At 72.6% G+C, this 18560-nt stretch carries 14 protein-coding genes and 1 pseudogene; 8 read left to right on the forward strand and 7 right to left on the reverse strand.

Annotated elements, in window-relative coordinates; translation table 11 throughout:
* Positions 1-71: 71 nt before the first annotated feature.
* The 6 genes and pseudogenes from ACFC51_RS29725 to ACFC51_RS29750 all read right to left on the reverse strand — a co-directional run bounded on the left by ACFC51_RS29725 (position 72) and on the right by ACFC51_RS29750 (position 6960).
* Positions 72-1502 (reverse strand): hypothetical protein, encoded by a 1431-nt coding sequence (locus ACFC51_RS29725; RefSeq protein ID WP_376367508.1) that lies wholly within the window; start codon positions 1500-1502, stop codon positions 72-74.
* Positions 1503-1685: 183 nt separating this feature from the next.
* Entirely contained in the window at positions 1686-2498 is an 813-nt protein-coding gene (locus ACFC51_RS29730; protein WP_376531754.1) for an HpcH/HpaI aldolase/citrate lyase family protein, read from the reverse strand.
* Positions 2495-3361 carry a hypothetical protein gene (locus ACFC51_RS29735; protein WP_376531756.1) on the reverse strand — a complete coding sequence of 289 codons (867 nt, stop codon included), beginning with the start codon at positions 3359-3361 and terminating at the stop codon, positions 2495-2497. Before ACFC51_RS29735 ends, ACFC51_RS29730 begins: the two co-directional genes overlap by 4 nt.
* 18 nt (positions 3362-3379) lie before the next feature.
* The gene (locus ACFC51_RS29740; protein ID WP_376367514.1) at positions 3380-4789 is read right to left on the reverse strand and encodes an MFS transporter; all 1410 of its coding nucleotides are present in this window, start codon (positions 4787-4789) and stop codon (positions 3380-3382) included.
* A 286-nt stretch (positions 4790-5075) separates the two neighbouring features.
* Positions 5076-5872: pseudogene (locus ACFC51_RS29745) on the reverse strand (alpha/beta fold hydrolase).
* A gap of 122 nt (positions 5873-5994) precedes the next feature.
* Positions 5995-6960 (reverse strand): LysR family transcriptional regulator, encoded by a 966-nt coding sequence (locus tag ACFC51_RS29750; RefSeq protein WP_376367518.1) that lies wholly within the window; start codon positions 6958-6960, stop codon positions 5995-5997.
* A 127-nt stretch (positions 6961-7087) separates the two neighbouring features.
* On the opposite strand from ACFC51_RS29750, the gene ACFC51_RS29755 reads away from it, so the two are divergent.
* The 6 genes from ACFC51_RS29755 to ACFC51_RS29780 all read left to right on the forward strand — a co-directional run bounded on the left by ACFC51_RS29755 (position 7088) and on the right by ACFC51_RS29780 (position 15202).
* Positions 7088-8296 carry a CaiB/BaiF CoA transferase family protein gene (locus tag ACFC51_RS29755; RefSeq protein WP_376531758.1) on the forward strand — a complete coding sequence of 403 codons (1209 nt, stop codon included), beginning with the start codon at positions 7088-7090 and terminating at the stop codon, positions 8294-8296.
* A 261-nt stretch (positions 8297-8557) separates the two neighbouring features.
* Complete coding sequence (locus ACFC51_RS29760; RefSeq protein WP_376367522.1) at positions 8558-9724, forward strand: acyl-CoA dehydrogenase family protein; 1167 nt, start codon at positions 8558-8560, stop codon at positions 9722-9724.
* Positions 9725-10080: 356 nt separating this feature from the next.
* Positions 10081-11625, forward strand: a complete 1545-nt coding sequence (locus ACFC51_RS29765) for a polysaccharide lyase family 1 protein (RefSeq protein ID WP_376367524.1) — start codon at positions 10081-10083, stop codon at positions 11623-11625.
* Between the two features lie 286 nt (positions 11626-11911).
* Complete coding sequence (locus ACFC51_RS29770) at positions 11912-13384, forward strand: aldehyde dehydrogenase family protein (protein ID WP_376367526.1); 1473 nt, start codon at positions 11912-11914, stop codon at positions 13382-13384.
* A 279-nt stretch (positions 13385-13663) separates the two neighbouring features.
* Positions 13664-13933 (forward strand): aspartate/glutamate racemase family protein, encoded by a 270-nt coding sequence (locus tag ACFC51_RS29775; RefSeq protein ID WP_376531760.1) that lies wholly within the window; start codon positions 13664-13666, stop codon positions 13931-13933.
* 42 nt (positions 13934-13975) lie between these two features.
* The gene (locus tag ACFC51_RS29780; protein ID WP_376367530.1) at positions 13976-15202 is read left to right on the forward strand and encodes a cysteine desulfurase-like protein; all 1227 of its coding nucleotides are present in this window, start codon (positions 13976-13978) and stop codon (positions 15200-15202) included.
* Between the two features lie 30 nt (positions 15203-15232).
* Here the strand turns inward: ACFC51_RS29780 and ACFC51_RS29785 are convergent, their stop codons facing one another.
* A complete protein-coding gene (locus ACFC51_RS29785) occupies positions 15233-16021 on the reverse strand; it encodes an IclR family transcriptional regulator (protein WP_376531762.1) in 789 nt (262 codons plus the stop codon).
* A gap of 97 nt (positions 16022-16118) precedes the next feature.
* Here ACFC51_RS29785 and ACFC51_RS29790 point away from each other — a divergent pair, with 97 nt between their 5' ends.
* A complete protein-coding gene (locus ACFC51_RS29790) occupies positions 16119-17090 on the forward strand; it encodes a 5-dehydro-4-deoxyglucarate dehydratase (RefSeq protein ID WP_376531764.1) in 972 nt (323 codons plus the stop codon).
* Positions 17091-17187: 97 nt separating this feature from the next.
* Positions 17188-18525, forward strand: a complete 1338-nt coding sequence (locus ACFC51_RS29795; RefSeq protein ID WP_376367534.1) for a gluconate:H+ symporter — start codon at positions 17188-17190, stop codon at positions 18523-18525.
* The last annotated feature ends 35 nt before the right edge of the window (positions 18526-18560 follow it).

An 18560-nucleotide genomic window follows, 5' to 3' on the forward strand; every position in this document is an offset into this window, starting at 1 on the left:
CTTGAGGAGCGGGCGCGGGATGAGCGCGTAAGGAGGGCGGGGCCACGGCGCGGATCAGCCCGTGGAGCAGGTCAGCGCGAGGCTGCTTGCCTGGGTCGTGAGCGGTGGGCCTCGGGACGAGCCGGTGTCCGGGCCGGCTCGTCGCGCCGGGGGCCGGGCCCGGTCAGTCCCGCCCGGAACAGGCCGTGGCCGACGCGTCGTCGGGCCGCGTCGTGGAGGGCGTCGCGCAGGTCGCCGTCGCGGAGCAGGGCCCCGGGGCCGAGCGTGCTCTCGATGCGTGCCAGTGCCCCCGCGGTGTCTCCGTGGGCAAGCCGGTCACGGACATCGGTGAGGCAGTCCGGCCGGCGGTGCGCGGCGTCGATGACCTGGAGGCAGGGGAGCGGCGTGCCGGTGAGCGCGGCGAGCAGTTCCTCCCGACGGACCTCGGCGGGATCGTGGTCCAGCGGGACCAGCACCCCGCCGACCAGCCCGATCCGGTGCCGCGCTCCTCGGCAGTCCACGACACGGGGCACCGTACGGTCGTCCGCGGGCGGGTCCGGCGGGTCCGTGTCAGGACCGGGCCACGACGGCGGCGCGCCGGGCGCCAGAGCCGCCGCGACCAGGGGATGCAGCCCACCGGCCGCGATCCAGCCGCCGCGCAGCAGTTCCAGGTCGGGCAGCACCCATGTGGCGGCGTCGGGCAGGACCGGCAGTCCCGCACAGGCACCCGCTCGCACGAGACGGGCCGACCGCACCTCGGGCACACCGTCATCTTCCCCTGGCGGAGAAGGGGAAGGGCGTACGTCGAGGAGAAGACGGCGCCGGGCGCCGAGGCGGACCGCGATCCGGCCCCCCTCGGTACGGCCCTCCGCGGCCAGCAGCAGAGCCGCCTCGGCGGCCCACCCGTCGAGGGCGAACCGCTCAGGGTCCGGCACCGCCGAGGCCCACGCGGGCGCCGGTCCGGGCGGGGCGGCAACGGCCCCGGACCGGCCGCGCAGTTCACCGCTGCGCTCCGCGTCCCACAGATGGCGGTGCAGGTCCAGGCGGAACCGCCGGTCGGGAGCGCGGTAGCCGCGCGGTCCGGACGCGCGTCCGGGCGGGGCCGGTCCGTCCCACACGGCAAGGCTGATCCGCTGCCCGGCGTCCGCCCACGCAGGGGCGGTACGGGCCACGAGGTGCACCGGGCGTGCGCGCCCCGGCTCGTCGTACCGGGCGAGGACCAGGCTCGTCCCCGGCCGCAGGAAGCCGTCCGGTGCGGTCCGCGGCAGGTGCCACCGCAGCAGGTCCGGCGCCAGCCGGCGCAGATCCGCCCGGAGGCGGGCCGCGGTGCCGCTGCCGTGGACTCGTGAGACGGACCGCAGGTCGAGGTCGACGTCGAATCCGGCGGCGGCACACGCCCCCGCCCAGTCACCGGCGGTGCGCCGGGCCGTCGCGGTCCGGATCATGAGGGGCGGCACGGCGACTTCACGCACGCGCAGCCAGAAGGAAAGGCGGGAATCTCCGAACGCGGTTCCGGTGAGCATCAGCGCTCACCTTGCGCGGACGGGACCCCCAATCTGCGAACCCGTCGAGTAGTCATCGGCGGGAGCGTAGCCCGGACCGCCCGCAGGAGCCACACCTTTTCCGGAGCGGCACCCGTCGGTCCTTGACCACGCATCATCCCAAGGTGACTGAGCATGCGTCAGCCCCCGGTGCCGGGCCACGCGTCAGCCCGGGGTGCCCCCGGCCTGCCCCACGATCCTTCGTGCACGTTCCAGCACCGGCTTGTCGACCATGTGGCCGTCCACCGCCGTCACCGCCTCCCCGGCGTCCAGAACCGAGTGGGCCCAGCGCAGTTCGCCCTCCGTCGGGGCGAAACCGGCGGCCACCGGAGCGATCTGGGCCGGATGGATGCAGAGCTTCCCCGAGAATCCCAGCCGGCGTGCGTGGGCCGTGTCCGCGGCCAGGGCCTCCGGGTTCCGGACCGCGGTCGTGACACCGTCCACCGGCGGACCGATCCCGGCCGCCGCGGAGGCCAGGACGATCCTGGACCGGGCGTGCGCCAGCGCGAGGACGTCGTCGTGGGCGACACCGAGCTGCGCGGCGAGGTCCACGTTGCCGAACGCGGCGCGCACCACGCCCGGCACGGAGCACACCTCGTACGCCCGCTCGGCGCCGAGTGCCGTCTCGACGAGGGGGATCAACGCGCACTCCGAGCCGATCCGGGCCAGCACCGCGGGGTCCTCGGCCTTGGGCACCATCACCGGGAGGCCGAGACCCGCCGCCATGCGCAGGTCCGCCTCGAACCAGGGGGTGCCGGGCGCGTTGACGCGTACGACCGTGCGGTGGCCGATGCCCGGCCACCCGGCGGCGTCCCGGCGGGCCCGCTCCTTGTCCTCGGCGGCGACCGCGTCCTCCAGGTCGACGACGACGAGGTCGGCGCCCGAGCCGGCGGCCTTGTCGAAGCGGTCGGGCCGGTGCCCCGGTACGAAGAGGAAGGTACGGGCCGACGCGACACGGGTGTGCGGAGGAGTGCTCATGCGAAGGTCACATCGGCGGTGGCGTGGCGCGCCTCGCGGTGGGTGGACGTCCGGAGCAGTGCTCCCGTGGCCGAGGGGGTGCCCCCGGCGAGGAGGTGTTCTCCCGCGAACGCGGGCCGCCGGAGCCTGAAGGAGAGCGAGGCGACCCGGCGGTCCGGGGCCTCGCGCCTGACCACGTCCAGCATGAGCAGGGCGAGCAGCGGCCCGTGGACCACGAGGTCCGGATAGCCCTCCGTGCCGCGGCAGTACGGAGCGTCGTAGTGGATGCGGTGGGCGTTCGCCGTCAGCGCGCTCAGCCTGAACAGCAGCGTCGGGTCCGGCTGGAGACGGAGCCGCCAGGGCTCCTCGGCGTCGGGGACCGTGCGGGTGTCGACCTCGGCCGGGTGCTGCGAGCCGCCGCTGCCGGACCGGTAGACGATGTCCTGCTCCTCCACCAGGCAGAGCCGGCCCGCCTGGCGGAACTCGTGGCGTTCGGTCACGAACAGCAGTTCCCCGGTGCGCCCCTGCTTCGGTGTCACCGCGCCCAGGCTGCTGACGCGCGTCGCCGGCTCGCCCAGGCGCAGGGGCTCGGCGACGTCGCAGCGGCCGCCGGCGAACATGCGCTGCCGGTCGGGGAGGGGCGGCAGGAAGCGTGCGTCCCGCAGATGCCCGTCGGGGCCCAGTTCGTGCTGCGCGGGCCAGTGCAGGAAGTGGAACCACTGCCACAGCGGAGGCAGCGGGTCACCGGCGCTCGCGGCGGGACCGGGCAGGTCCAGGAGGGCGGACGCGGCGGCGGCGGGGCCGGGGTCCATCGCGTCGTGGGCGGTGGACGGTTCGGGGTGCCAGTGCTCGACGTACGAGCGGAGAGGAGCGGCGGGCTGCATGGGATCGGACCTCGTGTCTCAGGCGAGCGGGGCGGTCGTCCTCGACGGCTGGGGAGAGGCGCCGGGTGCCTCCGTGCCGCCGTCGAGGTGGGAGGTGCGGGACGGTTCCCTGACGAGCAGGGTGGCCAGGAAGGTCAGGCCGACGCATCCGGTGACGTACCAGAAGAAGAGGTTCTCCCGGCCGCCGCCCTTCAGGGCGAGCGCGATGGGCTCGGTCAGCCCGCCGAAGGTGGCGGTGACCAGGGCGTGCGGCAGGCCCACCCCGAGGGCCCGGACCTTGGTGGGGAACATCTCCGCCTTGATGATGGCGGCCAGGGCGGAGTAGCCGGTGACGAAGGTGAGGGCCACGGTCATGAGGAGGAAGGCGATCCAGGGGCTGCTCGTGCGGCCGAGGAGCGTCATGAGCGGCACGGTCAGCAGCATGCAGCCGCCGGAGAACGCGAACATCACCGGTCGGCGGCCCACCCGGTCGGACAGCGCGCCGACGGCCGGCTGCATCAGCATGTAGACGAAGAGCGCGGCGAACCCGATCAGGGTGACGGTGGACTTGGGGATGCCGGCGGTGTTCACCAGGTACTTCTGGAGGTACGTGGTGTACGTGTAGAAGGCGACCGTGCCGCCGATGGCGAGGCCGAAGACCGCGAGGAGCTGCCGCGGGTACTCGGCGAACAGGGCGACCAGACCCTTGCGTTCACGCACGCCGGAGCCGGCGCCGTTGCCCTGGGCCGCGGTGCGCGCCTGCTCCTTCTCGAAGTGCTCGGACTCCTCCATGCTGCGGCGCAGGTACATGACGACCAGCCCCGCCGCGGCACCGATCACGAAGGGGACGCGCCAGCCCCAGCTCTGCAGCTGGTCCTCGGAGAGAAGGTGCTGCAGGACGATTGCCACCAGCAGCGCGGCCAGCTGCCCCATGACGATGGAGACGTACTGGAAGCTGGACCAGAAGCCGCGCTGCCCCTCGGGCGCCACCTCCGAGAGGTAGGAGGCGCTGGAGCCGAATTCGCCGCCCACGGACAGACCCTGGGCGAGCCGGGCCAGGACCAGCAGGGCCGGGGCCCACAGGCCGATGACGTCATGACCGGGGGCGAGGGCGATGGTCAGGGAGCCGGCGCTCATGAGCGTGACGGACAGGGTAAGCGCCCGGCGCCGGCCGAACCGGTCCGCGTAGGCGCCGAGCAGCCATCCGCCGAGGGGGCGCATGAAGAAGCCGACGGCGAAGACCACCGCCGTGGACAGCAGTTGGGCCGTACGGTCGCCCTCGGGGAAGAAGACCGAGGCGAAGTAGATGCTGAACGTGGCGTAGGCGAACCAGTCGTACCACTCCACCAGGTTGCCCAGGCAGCCGCGTACGACGTTCGCGGTGACGCGGGAGCGGCCGGGCGTGGGCGTCGCGGATGTGGGGGCCGTGGGTGTGCGGCTCTGCGGCATGGGAGGCTCCGTTGCTTTCGTCGCCCAGGGGTGCTGCGGCTCGGGCGGCCCTTCGGCGCAGGAAGAAGGGGCTGTCGATGAGGAACTCGTCGTGGGCCGCGGGCCCCGCCAGGAGGCCGGTGCGCTGCCCGGATGCGGCTCATCCGCGGCGGCCCCACGTGCTCGGCGGCTCACGTGCCCCACATCATGAGCGCTGATGGGCTCACAAGAACAATAGAAATCCGTGATGCCGACATGACTCGTCCGCATGGCCGGGCCCGGCCCCTCCCGCCCGGGCCGGGGCCGCTCAGGCGAGGAAGGCGCGGACCAGGGCTCCGGCCGTGTCCCTGCACTCCTCGAAGTAGGCGTGGCGGGCGCCCGGGAGGAGGTGGACCCGGGCGTCCGGGATGCGTTCCGCCAGCAGCGCGGCGTTCTCCGGCGGGGTGAGCCGGTCCTGGCCGCCGTGGAGGATGAGCGTGGGCGCGGTGATCCGGGGGAGCACGTCCCACGCGTCGTGCCGGTTGCTGGCGGTCAGGTGGCCGTTGCGGGCGTGCGGCGGCATGTGCGGGTCGCCGAGGGTGCCGTACGGGCCGGGATGCTCCTGCGTCCAGCCGGGGGTGTACATCAGCTCCGTCAGGGTCCGCCGTACGGCGTCCGGGTCGGGCCCGGCCAGAGCCCGCCGTACCGAGGCGTCGCGTTCGACGGCCAGGGGGCCGCCCGGAGAGGTGCACCCGAGGACGAGGCGCCGTACCCGGTCCGGATGGCGCGCGGCGACCCACTGGGCGACCCGGCCGCCCATCGAGGTCCCGTACACGTCGGCGCGCTCGAGGCCCAGCGCGTCGAGGACGCACACGACGTCCTCGGCGAAGCGCGGGGTGGAGTACCCCTCCCGCGGGGCGTCGCTCGCGCCGGTGCCGCGGTAGTCCAGGGTGACGGTGCTGCGGGCGGGGTGGAGTCCTCGCGAACGCCGTCCCACCAGTGGTGGTTGTTCGCCTGGCCCGCGAGCAGGACGAGCGGGATGCCGGTGCCGCGGCGCTGGTACGCCACGGACACCCCGTCGTCGGTGCGCACGAAGGCGTCGGCTCGTTCGTCGGTGCCGGTCACTGGGTTCCTCGCAGGATGGGTCGTTGCGGAGAGGGGCGGTGCCTCGGCGTGTGCCGCGGCCCGGTGTACGCGATGAGCCTCATCGGCATCAGGCGTCAGGCGTAGGACGAAGGCGTCAGGTGTCAGGCGCTCCGGGCTTGTCCGTCGTCCGGCGCGCCGGACGCGTGCAGTTCGGCCGACGGCCACCGGCCCCGCGACACGGCCGCTTCGATGCGGCGGACCAGCTCCCGGGCGACGACCTCGACGGCCGGAGGCACCCGCCCGGACCGGGGGGTGCCCAGGACGATCGACCGCCATACGTCGGGCTCGCACAAGGGGGCGGCGCTGAGGGTGCCGTTCGCGACGTCCTCGGCGATGCCGACGCCGGGCAGAACCGTCCAGCCGTGGCCGGCGAGCACGAGCTGCTTCTGGACGCGCATCGCGTTGGTCTGCACGGCGATGTCCATCGTGCTCCCCGAGCGGGCCGCAGCCGCGTCGATCAGGGTCCGCAGGGCGTGCCCGCCGGCCGGCATCACCAGGGGACGAGCCGCCACGTCGGCGAAAGGGACGGGCCGGTCGGCGCGCAGTCCGGCGTCCGCGGGGGCCACCGCCCACAGCCGCTCCCGCACCAGGGGGCGGGCGTTGAGGGAGGGGGAGCTGTCCAGGTCGTACAGCAGGGTCAGGTCCAGGTCACCGTCGTCGAGCCACTGCTGGAGATGCCCGGAGTACCCCGTCATCAGCCGCAGTTCCACCCCCGGATGGGCCGCGCCGACGGCGGACACCAACGGCTCGGCGAGCAGGTCGCCGGTGCTCTCCAGCAGCCCGACCGTGACGATGCCCCTCACCTCCCCGGGGCTGGGCTGCACCTCGGCGCGTGCCCGCTCCAGCTCGTTCAGGGCCCGGCGCGCCCGGTCGACCATGATCTCGCCGGCCTCGGTGGCGCGCATGCCCTGTCTCGTGCGCTGGAAGAGTGACACGCCGAGCTCCTCCTCCAGGGTGCGAATCTGCCGGGTGACGGCGGGCTGCACCAGATGCAGGAGCTCCGCCGCGCGGGTCACGCTCCCCACCTCGGCGACCGTGATCAGTGCCTTGAGCTGCTTGACGTCCATGGTGCGTCCCTCTTCCGGCATCCGCGGCCCGCATGGCACCATCACGGATTGTTATTTCCCTTGGCCTCACATGAATGCACATGATGGTACGCCCGCACGGGTCACCGACATCTCCGGAGGACAACGCATGGCCGAGAAAGCAGCGCCCGCCGATGACCTGCCGCTGTCCGGCATCACCGTCGTGAGTGTCGAACAGGCGGTGGCCGCGCCCTTCGCCACGCGTCAGCTCGCCGATCTCGGAGCGCGCGTGATCAAGGTGGAGCGCCCGGGCGGCGGCGACTTCGCCCGCCGGTACGACACCACGGTGCACGGCCAGTCCAGCTACTTCGTGTGGCTGAACCGGTCCAAGGAGTCGGTGACGCTCGACCTGAAGTCCGAGGAGGGGAGGGAGATCCTGGAGGAACTCCTGGGCACGGCCGACGTGTTCGTGCAGAACCTCGCCCCCGGCGCCGCCGCGCGCATGGGCCTCGGGGCCGAAGCCCTGGCGGAGCGCTTCCCCTCGCTCATCCCCTGTTCCGTCACGGGCTACGGATCGGACGGCCCCTGGGCGGACCGCAAGGCCTACGACCTGCTGGTGCAGTGCCAGACCGGCCTGGTCTCCCTGACGGGCAGCGCCCGGGAGGCCGCCCGGGCCGGGGTGTCGGTCGCCGACATCGCTGCGGGCATGTACGCCTACAGCGGCATCCTCACCGCCCTGTTCACGCGTGCGACCCGCGGGTCCGTACGGGCCGTGGAGGTCTCGCTGTTCGAGGCGCTGGCGGAATGGATGGGGCAGCCCGCGTACTACACGGCGTACAGCGGCACCCAGCCGCCGCGGGTCGGTACCCGGCACGCCACCATCGCCCCGTACGGCACCTACACGGCGGCCGACGGCAAGGACGTCCTGCTGTCGGTGCAGAACGAGCGTGAATGGGCCGCGCTGTGCGGGCGGTTCCTCGGCATGCCCGCCCTCACCGACGACCCCCGCTTCGCCACCGGGTCCGCCCGGGTGAGCCACCGGGACGAGGTCGACGCGCTCCTGGCGGAACGGATCGGGGCGTCGGACAGCGCCGAGGTGATGGAACTGCTCGACGCCATCGGCATCGCCAACGCGCCGGTCAACGACGTGAAGCAGTTCCTGGAGCACCCCGTGCTGGCCGGCCGGGACCGCTGGCGGGAGGTGGCCGTACCCGGCGGGGAGACGGTGGCGGCCCTGGTGCCGCCCGTCGACCTGGCCGGGACCACCCCGCGCATGGACGCCGTCCCCGCCCTCGGCGAGCACACCGAGCGGATCCTGACCGAACTGGGCCACCCACCCGCCCGGATCGACGCGCTGCGGGCCCGCGGCGCCATCTGACCACCCGACACCCGACACCCGGCGCCCGGCACCCGACACCCGATACCCGGACCGGCGCGCGGCGCCCGTCCGGCCACCCGAACCCTGAGGCGGCTCCGGCGCCCGTCAGAGCACCGGACACCCGAGGCGTCCCGCAGCGCCGTCCGACCACTCCACACCCGGCCGCACCGCAGCACCGTCCGGCCGCGCGACATCCGAGCCGGACGGCGACGTCCGGCTGTCCGAACCCTGAGCAGGACCGCGGCAAGGAGGCCGCCCCACATGAGCACCCTCGACATCCTGTCCGAGGACGAGCAGTTCATCGTCAGCACGGTGCACGACTTCGTCGACAAGGACATCAAGCCCGTCGCCCGGGAACTCGACCACACCGACACCTATCCCGAGGCCCTCATCGAGAAGATGAAGGAGCTCGGCATCTTCGGCCTCGCCGTCCCCGAGGAGTACGGCGGCACCCCCGTGTCGACCCCCTGCTACGTCCTCGTCACCGAGGAGCTGGCGCGGGGCTGGATGAGCCTCGCCGGAGCCATGGGCGGTCACACCGTCGTCGCGAAGCTCCTGCTCCGCTTCGGCACCGAGGAGCAGAAGCGGCGCTATCTGCCCAGGATGGCCACCGGCGAGGTCAGGGCCACCATGGCCCTGACCGAACCCGGCGGCGGGTCCGACCTCCAGGCCATGCGCACCGTCGCGCGCAAGGACGGCGAGGGATACGTGGTGGACGGATCGAAGACCTGGATCACCAACTCCCGCCGCTCGCAGCTGATCGCACTGCTGTGCAAGACGGATCCGCAGGCGTCGCCCGCGCACAAGGGGATCTCCATCCTGCTCGTCGAGCACGGCCCCGGGCTGACGGTCTCCCGCGACCTTCCCAAGCTGGGCTACAAGGGTGTGGAGAGCTGCGAGCTGGCCTTCGAGGGCTACCGGGCGCCCGCGGACGCCGTGCTCGGCGGGGTCGAGGGCAACGGCTTCGGGCAGATGATGAAGGGCCTGGAGACCGGCCGCCTCCAGGTCGCCGCCCGCGCCCTGGGCGTCGGAAGGGCCGCCCTGGAGGACTCGCTCGCCTACGCCCAGGAGCGGGAGACCTTCGGGAAGCCGATCTGGAAGCACCAGTCCGTCGGCAACCGGCTCGCCGACATGGCTACTTCGCTCACGGCGGCCCGCCAGCTCACCCTGTACGCGGCCCGTGAGGCGGACGCCGGCCGCCGTGTGGACATGGAGGCCGGCATGGCCAAGCTCTTCGCCTCGGAGACGGCCATGCAGATCGCTCTCGACGCCGTACGGATCCACGGCGGTTACGGCTACTCGACGGAGTTCGACGTGGAGCGCTACTTCCGTGACGCGCCGCTCATGATCGTCGGAGAGGGGACCAACGAGATCCAGCGCAACGTCATCGCCGGCCAGCTCGTGCGGCGGGGCGGACTCGACGTCTGAGTGCTGGGACCGGAATGCCTCCCCGGGAGGGGGGTCGGGCGGTCCATGCCCTTCGTGGCGATCTGCGGTGCACGCGAGGGCACCGGGAACGGGGACGCAGCGGACAGCTGTATTTCTTACGTGTCATGAACCTTGTCAGCCCGGTCCCGGCCGCTCTATCGTCACCGGCAGAAAGCGCTTTCCCCTCCAGGGTGCCGTACCGGTGGAAGCGTCTGTCGCGACGGGTGTCGCGCCGGGCGCGCGTGAGCCGCCACCGGGCCGGCACGGGGCTCGGCCCTGCCCCGGAGGTCGCCGTTGCGACCGCGGCATGAGGCAGCTGATCAGATCAGCATGCGCAGACGAATGGGGACACGAACATGAGACGATCAGTCGCACGGCGGCTGTATGCGGCAGTGGCCACGATGGCGGTCGCGGGCGCGACCGGCGTGGTGCTGACGATGCCTCAGGCATCGGCCGCGGTAGCCGGTGGGGCCACCGGCTACGCGACTCAGAACGGCGGAACCACCGGCGGCGCCGGCGGCCAGACGGTGCGTGCCACCACGGGTACCGCGATCCACACGGCGCTGTGCAACCGGGCCAGCGCCAGCACCCCGATCATCATCGAGGTCGAGGGGACGATCAACCACGGCAACACGGCGAAGGTGTCGGGCGACAGCTGCAACACCGCCGCCGGGGTGATCGAGCTCAAGCAGATCAGCAACGTCACCCTCGTCGGTGTCGGCAGCGGTGCCGTCTTCGACCAGCTGGGCATCCACATCCGGGAGTCCAGCAACATCATCATCCAGAACGTGACGGTCAAGAACGTCAAGAAGTCCGGCTCACCCACCTCCAACGGCGGAGACGCCATCGGGATGGAGAGCGACGTCCGCAACGTCTGGGTCGACCACGCCACCCTCGAGGCGTCGGGCGGTGAGTCGGATGGCTACGACGGCCTCTTCGACATGAAGGACAACACGCAGTACGTCACGCTGTCCTACAGCACCCTGCGCAACTCCGGCCGCGGCGGGCTCATCGGTTCCAGCGAGACCGAGCTCTCCAACGGCTTCGTCACCTTCCACCACAACCTGTACGAGAACCTCGACTCGCGCACCCCTCTGCTGCGCGGCGGCATCGCCCACATCTACAACAACTACTACGTGAAGCTGAACGAGTCCGGCATCAACTCCCGTGCCGGGGCGAAGGCCAAGGTCGACAACAACTACTTCAAGGACTCCAAGGACGTCCTGGGCACGTTCTACACGGACGCGGCCGGTTACTGGCAGGTCAGCGGCAACACGTTCGACAACATCACCTGGTCCGCCAGGAGCAGCGAGAACAACCCCGCCGGGCCCAACCCGACGTCCAACACGAGTGTCAGCATCCCCTACGCCTACAGCCTGGACAACGCGAGCTGCGTGCCGTCGATCGTGGCGGCGACGGCCGGCGCGAACAAGGGCCTGAAGGTCTCGGACGGCAGCTGCACGCCGACCACCCCGACCCCCACCCCGACCGACCCGACACCGGACCCGACGGACCCCACGCCCGACCCCACCCAGCCCGGCGGGACCAACCTCAGCCTCGGGGCCGGGGCCGACGGCTCCAGCAAGGCTTCCGGGACGAGCTACGGCAACGTGCGGGACGGCAGCCTGAGCACCTTCTGGTCGCCGGCCGGTTCGACCGGCTCCGTCTCGGTCAAGTGGGGTACCGCCACCTCGGTGTCGAAGGCCGCCATCAAGGTGGCGTCCGGGTCCACCCTCGGTGCCTGGCGGATCCTGAACGGTGACACCGGTGCCGTCCTGGCCACCGGCAGCGGGGCGGGGACGGTCACGATCCCGCAGACCTCGCTGAAGAAGATCACCCTTGACATCACCAGCTCCAGCGGGACCCCGAAGATCGCCGAGTTCGAGACCTACGCCGGCTGACGCCGCGGTCCCGGCGTCCGTCGGGACACGGTGGGCACCCCGGAACTCCGGCGGTGCCCACGCGGCGAGGACCGCGGCGCCGGGCGCGGCGGCCGCTGAGCTCCCCGGGCGGGGGCCGTTCCCCGAGGGGGCGGCCCCCGCTGCCGTGTGCGGGGGAAGCGCGGATCCGGCGGACCCGATGCGGCGGAGCATCGGCGGGCAGGAGCCCTGTGGTGCAATCGAAGGGCCGGGCAAGTCCGAGTACCCGCCACCCGCACCGAAGCCGACTCGTGACAAGGAAGTCCTCATGACCAGCACAGACTCCGCCCCCGACACCACGCCGCTCTGGTCAGGAAAGATCTTCGACGGTTCCTGGCGCACCGCGGGCGGCGGCACCCTGGACGTCACGGCACCCGCCACGGGCAAGGTCGTCGCGACCGTGGGCGCGGCCACCGCGGGGGACGTCGACGCCTCCGTCGCGTCGGCCAGGACCGCCCAGCGCGCCTGGGCGAAGCTCGGTCACGCCGAGCGGGCTCAGGTCTTCATCAAGGCGTCCGCCCTGCTCTCCGCGGACCCGGACCGCATCGTGCGGTGGCTCGTCCCCGAATCCGGGTCCGGTCAGGGCAAGGCGCAGTTCGAGGTCGGTCTGCTCGTCGCCGAGCTCAACGAGGCGGCCGCACTCACCTCCGAGCCCTACGGAGAGCTGCTGCGGAGCTCGAAGCCCCGGCTCTCCGCCGTCCGCCGGGTCCCGCTGGGCGTCGTGGGCGTCATCAGCCCCTTCAACTTCCCCGCCATCCTCGCCCTGCGCTCCGTGGCCCCGGCCCTGGCCGCGGGCAACGCGGTGGTCCTCAAGCCCGATCCGCGCACCCCGGTCTCCGGCGGCCTCGCCCTCGCCGGACTGCTGGCCGACGCGGGACTGCCCGAGGGGCTGCTGCACGTCCTGCCCGGCGGATCCGACGTCGGTGAGGCCCTGGTCGCGCACCCGGACGTCCCCTGCATCTCCTTCACCGGCTCCACCCCGGCCGGACGGGCCATCGGTGCGGCCGCCGGCCCGCTGCTCAAGAAGATCCACCTCGAACTGGGCGGCAACAACGCCCTCCTGGTCCTCCCGGACGCGGACCTGGAGGCCGCGGCCTCGGCCGGTGCCTGGGGTTCCTTCCTGCACCAGGGCCAGATCTGCATGACCACCGGCCGTCATCTGGTCCATGTGTCGCAGGCCGCCGAATACGCCGCCAGGCTTGCCGAGAAGGCGGACTCCCTCCCGGTCGGCGACCCCACCGACCCGGCCAACGCCCTGGGTCCGGTCATCGACGAGCGGCAGCGCGACCGGATCCACTCGATCGTCACGCGCAGCGTCGAGCAGGGCGCGGTGCTCGCCGCGGGCGGCACCTACGACGGGCTGTTCTACCGGCCGACCGTCCTGACCGACGTCCCCCTGGACTCCCCGGCGTTCGCCGAGGAGGTGTTCGGCCCGGTCGCCCCCGTCGTCGCGTACGAGACCGTCGACGAGGCCGTCGACCTCGTCAACGCCTCGGAGTACGGGCTGTCCGTGTCGATCCTCACGGCGGACGCCTTCGCCGCGTGGGAGCTCGCCGACCGGATCGAGTCGGGCGCGGTGCACATCAACGACCAGACGGTGGACGACGAGGCCGTGGCCCCCTTCGGCGGCAGCAAGGCGTCGGGCACGGGAGGCAGGTTCGGCGGCCGGGCGAGTCTGGACACCTTCTCGGAGGTCCAGTGGATCACCGCGCAGGCCCACATCGAGCGCTACCCCTTCTGACGGTCCGCCGGCGGGCCGCGCCGTCATGGTCCGCGCGGGTGCGCGCGGCCGTGAGCCAGGAACGGACGAAGGGCTCCAGGACTGCGAGACCCAGCGACGGTGTCGGCCCGCCCGTCGTCCACCCGGTCGTACGGCCACACCAGCCACGCACCCGCGGCCGCGGCGCGCGACGGCTCGTCCCCTCCGGTGCGGTGGACGGGATGGGCCGGCAGGTGCGCGGTGCGCTGGGGACGGTGAGTTCCGTCCGCAGCACCGAGGGACGGAACGGGGTCACGGAGGATGACGCTGCCGTCCGGGGCCATCAGGCTGATGCCCGGCGCGAAGGCCGCGGTCGTGGCGGGCGGGGCCGATGTGATCGTGCTCGGCTGCACCGGGATGCTCGGCGTGGGCGCCGCTCTCCAGGAACGGCTCGCCCGGGACGGGCCCTTCGTCCCGGTCGCCGACCCGACCGGTGCTGCCATCATGAGCCTGGAATCCCTGGTCCGGCCGGGTGTGCGCCCGAGCCGAGCCTGCTACCTGCCGTCCCGGGCGAAGCAGCGCGTGGGCTGACCCGCGACGCTCCGCCCGTCCTTCCCCCTCCTGGAGTCCCCGTTGAGCAGCGAGACCGGCCCCACCCCCGACACCCTCGACGTGCAGGCGATCCGGGCCTGCTTCCCGGCGCTGAAGGCGGGAACCGCCCGCTTCGACGCGCCCGGTGGTACCCAGACGCCCCAGCAGGTCGTCGACGCGATCACCCGAGCCCTCACCCGGCCGCTGGCCAACCGGGGGGTGCTCACGGAAGGCGGCCGCAACGCCGAGGCGATCGTCGCCGGCGCGCGCGGGGCCCTGGCCGATCTGCTCGGCGCGCAGGCGGACACGGTGGTGTTCGGCAGGAGCGCCACGCAGCTCGTCTACGACCTGGCGCGGACCCTGGCCAAGGAGTGGGGACCGGGGGACGAGGTGGTGGTGTCCCGCCTGGACCACGACTCGAACATACGGCCCTGGATCCAGGCCGCCGAGGCGGTGGGGGCGGGGGTCCGGTGGGCCGACTTCGACCCCGCGACGGGTGAGCTGGACCCCGCGCACCTCGAGGCCGTGCTCTCCGGCCGCACCCGGCTCGTCGCCGTCACGGCCGCCTCCAACCTCATCGGCACCCGGCCCGACATGCCGGCCCTCGCGGCGCTGGCGCACCGGGCCGGAGCCCTGTTCCACGTCGACGCGGTGCACTACGCCTCGCACACCACGGTCGACCTGACCGCGCTGGGCGCGGACACCCTGGTCTGCTCGCCGTACAAATTCCTCGGACCGCACCTCGGCGTCCTGACCGGGCGGCGCGAGCTGCTGGAGTCCCTGCGTCCGGACAAGCTGCTCCCCTCCTCCGACGCCGTGCCCGAGCGGTTCGAACTCGGCACGCTGCCCTACGAACTGCTGGCCGGCGCGACGGCGGCCGTGGACTTCCTCGCGGGGCTCGTCCCCGGTGCGGGCAGCCGCCGGGAGAGTCTGCGGCGCGCGTTCACGGCCCTCGCCGCGCACGAGGACCGTCTGCACGGCCGCATCGAGGAGGGGCTGGCCGCGCTGGACGGCGTCACCGTGCATTCGCGCGCGGCGCGGCGCACCCCGACCACCCTGTTCACGGTGGCGGGCCGGGATCCGGGGGACGTCTCCCGGCAGCTGGCCGAGCGCGGCGTGGACGCGCCGGCCGGGGCGTTCTACGCACGGGAGGCGTCCCGGCGGCTGGGACTGGGTGACGAGGGCGGCGTACGGGTCGGCCTCGCGCCCTACACGTGCGACGACGACGTCGACCGGCTCCTGGACGCGCTCGCCGTGCCCCGCGGCTGACACCGTCAGGGCGTTCCCGACGCGCGCGGATCAGCGCCAGTCGGGAGCGCCCGACGCGGGGGACAGGACACTCTCGATCTTCGTACGGATCTCCCGCATGACCGCCACGACCCGGGCCTCGTGCTCCTCGCCGAGCCGTTCCAGCGGTACCGAGCAGCTGATGGCGTCGACGGCCGGAGAGTCGTACCGCAGGGCGAACCCGAAGCCCGCGATGCCCGCCACCGTCTCCTCGCGCTCGACGGAGTACCCGCGCTCGCGCACTCCCGCGAGGTCCGCGAGCAGGCTGGCGCGGTCCGTGTGCGTGTGCTCCGTACGGGGCGTCAAATACCCCTGGGGCAGGGGGAGTTCGTCATCCGGACGCTCGGCGAGCAGTGCCTTGCCGAGCGCTCCGGCGTGGGCCGGGATCCGGCGGCCGACCCTGGAGAGGGTGCGCCGGTACTCATGGGACTCGCGCGTCGCGAGATAGACGACGTTGGGCCCGTCCAGCCGGGCCAGGTGGATCGTCTCTCCGAGTGCGTCCGACGCCTCGTCGAGGTAAGGGCGGGCCGCGCGCACATGCGGATCGCTGTCCAGATAGCTCGTCCCCGTGTGCAGGGCGCGGATGCCGATCCCGTAGAGGGACCCAGTCGTGTCGGTCCGCACCCAGCCGCAGTCGATGAGGGTCCGCAGCAGTTGGTACATGCTGCTGCGCGGCACGCCCAGCTCTTCGGCGAGCTCGTCGAGGCGGGCCGGCCGGTCGCCCCGCGCGGCGAGGAGTTCGAGCAGTGCGACGGTACGGGACGCCGACTTCACCCCGCGGACCCCGCTGTTCTCCGGCATCTCCCCATCGTAGATCCGGGCTGTCGCACCCATTGACCCCGTCGCGTTCACCCGCCTAACCTCCGTTCTCATACATATACGCCATCTGCATATGGGGATGAGAGTTGTGGAGCGGTTCAGCGCGGACACCGAAGGCGTCGCCCAGCGGCTGCGGGACGGGATGGCGGGCGGGGTGCTCTCCTTCCCCCTCACCAGCTTCCGGGGCGACGGCAGCCTCGACCTGGAGTCGTACCGTGCGTACCTGACCGCCCAGGTGGCCACCGGCCCCGGCGCGGTGTTCCCGGCCTGCGGGACCGGCGAGTTCGGCGCACTCGACGAGGACGAGTACCGCGCGGTCGTACGGACGGCGGTCGAGGCCGCCGGTGGCCGGCTGCCCGTCGTCGCGGGCACGGGCTACGGCTGGGCGCAGGCGCTGCGCTTCGCCCGCATCGCGGAGGAGGCCGGAGCCGACGCCCTGCTCGTCATGCCCCACTACCTCGTCGCCGCCCCGCAGGACGGCTTGGTCGAGCAGCTCCGGCGCATCGCGGACGGCACCCGGCTGCCGCTGATCGCCTACCAGCGCGGCCAGGTCACCTTCACCGCCGACGGCGTGCGCCGCATCGCGGGGATCCCCGGCGTCATCGGCCTGAAGGACGGACACAGCGACCTCGACCGGCTCCAGCGCCTCACCCTCGCCGCACCCGAGGGCTTCCTCTTCTTCAACGGCGCCGCCACCGCCGAGATCCAGGCACGGGCCTACGCCACCGTGGGTGTCCCCGCCTACTCCTCGGCCGTCCACGCCTTCGCCCCCGAGATCGCCGACGCCTTCTTCGCCGCCCTGCGGGACGACGACGACGCGGTCACGCAGGAACTCCTGCGCGACTTCTACGTCCCGCTGGTCGAACTGCGGGACCGCGTCCCCGGATACGCCGTGTCCCTGGTCAAGGCCGCGGCCCGGCTGCGGGGACTCCCCGTCGGCCCGGTGCGCGCCCCGCTCACCGATCCCGGCCCGGACGACCTCGCCGACCTGGAGAAGATCCTCGCCACCGGGCTCGGCCTGGTCGGCGCCCCGCGCCGCCGGACCGCCTGAGCCCCCCCCACGCCGGCCCCGTGCTCCCGTCGCGGAGCTCCCCCGGGGCCGGCGGTCCGAGCACCCCCACAGTCCGACAGTTCAAAGGGGAACTGACATGCCGCTCCTCGTAGTCGGGATCAGCGTTCTCGCACTGCTGCTCCTGATGACCCGTATGAAACTCAACGGCTTCGCCGCGCTCCTGCTCGTGGCGGTCGGTGTCGCGCTGGTCCAGGGGATCCCGGCGGTCGAGATCCCCGACGTCCTCTCGGCGGGCATCGGGGACCAGATCGGCGACACGATGCTCACCATCGGCCTCGGTGCCATGGTCGGCCGGGTCATGGGCGACTCCGGCGCGGCCCAGCGGATCGCGGGCAGGCTGCTCGACGCCTTCGGGCCGCGCGGTGTCCAGCTGGCCATGGTGGTCACGTCCATGCTCATCGGCGTGACCATGTTCTACGAGGTCGCCTTCATCATCATCGTGCCCATCGCGTTCACGCTGGTCAGGGTCACCGGCGTGAACCTGCTGTGGGTGGGCCTGCCCATGTCGATCTCCCTGTCGACGATGCACAGCTTCCTGCCGCCGCACCCCGGCCCCACCGCCGTGGCGGCGACTTTCCACGCCTCCGTCGGACACACCCTCTTCTACGGCCTGTTCATCGCCGTACCCGCCGGTGCGCTCGTCGCGCTCGTGTGGCCGCGCCTGCCGTTCGTCAGGGCCATGAACCCCTCCATACCCAAGGGCCTCGTCAGTGAGCGCGAGTTCACCGACGAGGAGATGCCGGGCATGGGCTGGTCCCTGTTCGTGGCCCTCTTCCCGGTGGTGCTGATCGCCGGGGCGGCCGTGACCGACATGCTCACGACCGGCGAGAGCCCCTTCCTCCACGGGGTCGCCCTCCTCGGCTCCGCGCCCGTCGCGCTCCTGCTGGCCCTCCTTCTGGCAGCCTGGGCCTTCGGGCCGCGGATCGGCCGCAGCCTGGCCGACGTCAGCGCCTCCTGCGCCTCGGCGGCCCAGGCGATGGCGATGATCCTCCTGGTCATCGGCGCGGGCGGAGCCTTCAAGAACGTCCTCGTCGAAGGCGGGATATCCGACTACATCAAGGACGTCACCGCACACTGGCCGATCTCGCCGATCATCCTGGCCTGGCTCATCGCCGCCATCCTGCGCATCGCGCTCGGTTCGGCGACCGTCGCCGTGGTCACCGCCTCCGGCGTGGTGCTGCCGCTCCTCGCGGGCAGCGGCACCCACCCCGAGATGATGGTGCTCGCCGTCTCGTGCGGATCGATCGCCTTCTCCCACGTCAACGACCCCGGATTCTGGTTGTTCAAGGAGTACTTCAACCTCTCGGTCATCCAGGCGATCAAGGTCCGTACCGGCTACACGACGGTGCTCGCCGTTCTCGGCCTCGGCGGCGTCCTGGCGGCGGAGTGGGCCCTCGACACCCTCAGCCTCTGAACACCGGTCCCGGCCGCCCACCCGTACCCAAGGAG

Source organism: Streptomyces sp. NPDC055962 (genome assembly GCF_042270185.1).
In the GTDB taxonomy this organism is placed as follows: Bacteria; Actinomycetota; Actinomycetes; order Streptomycetales; family Streptomycetaceae; genus Streptomyces.

Coding starts and splice junctions, on each gene's coding strand:
- ACFC51_RS29790 (WP_376531764.1), top strand. CDS start 16,119: ATGAGAGTTGTGGAGCGGTTCAGCGCGGACACCGAAGGCGTCGCCCAG.
- ACFC51_RS29740 (WP_376367514.1), bottom strand. CDS start 4,789: ATGCCGCAGAGCCGCACACCCACGGCCCCCACATCCGCGACGCCCACG.
- ACFC51_RS29795 (WP_376367534.1), top strand. CDS start 17,188: ATGCCGCTCCTCGTAGTCGGGATCAGCGTTCTCGCACTGCTGCTCCTG.
- ACFC51_RS29730 (WP_376531754.1), bottom strand. CDS start 2,498: ATGAGCACTCCTCCGCACACCCGTGTCGCGTCGGCCCGTACCTTCCTC.
- ACFC51_RS29770 (WP_376367526.1), top strand. CDS start 11,912: ATGACCAGCACAGACTCCGCCCCCGACACCACGCCGCTCTGGTCAGGA.
- ACFC51_RS29755 (WP_376531758.1), top strand. CDS start 7,088: ATGGCCGAGAAAGCAGCGCCCGCCGATGACCTGCCGCTGTCCGGCATC.
- ACFC51_RS29725 (WP_376367508.1), bottom strand. CDS start 1,502: ATGCTCACCGGAACCGCGTTCGGAGATTCCCGCCTTTCCTTCTGGCTG.
- ACFC51_RS29765 (WP_376367524.1), top strand. CDS start 10,081: ATGAGACGATCAGTCGCACGGCGGCTGTATGCGGCAGTGGCCACGATG.
- ACFC51_RS29750 (WP_376367518.1), bottom strand. CDS start 6,960: ATGGACGTCAAGCAGCTCAAGGCACTGATCACGGTCGCCGAGGTGGGG.
- ACFC51_RS29760 (WP_376367522.1), top strand. CDS start 8,558: ATGAGCACCCTCGACATCCTGTCCGAGGACGAGCAGTTCATCGTCAGC.
- ACFC51_RS29735 (WP_376531756.1), bottom strand. CDS start 3,361: ATGCAGCCCGCCGCTCCTCTCCGCTCGTACGTCGAGCACTGGCACCCC.
- ACFC51_RS29785 (WP_376531762.1), bottom strand. CDS start 16,021: ATGCCGGAGAACAGCGGGGTCCGCGGGGTGAAGTCGGCGTCCCGTACC.
- ACFC51_RS29775 (WP_376531760.1), top strand. CDS start 13,664: ATGACGCTGCCGTCCGGGGCCATCAGGCTGATGCCCGGCGCGAAGGCC.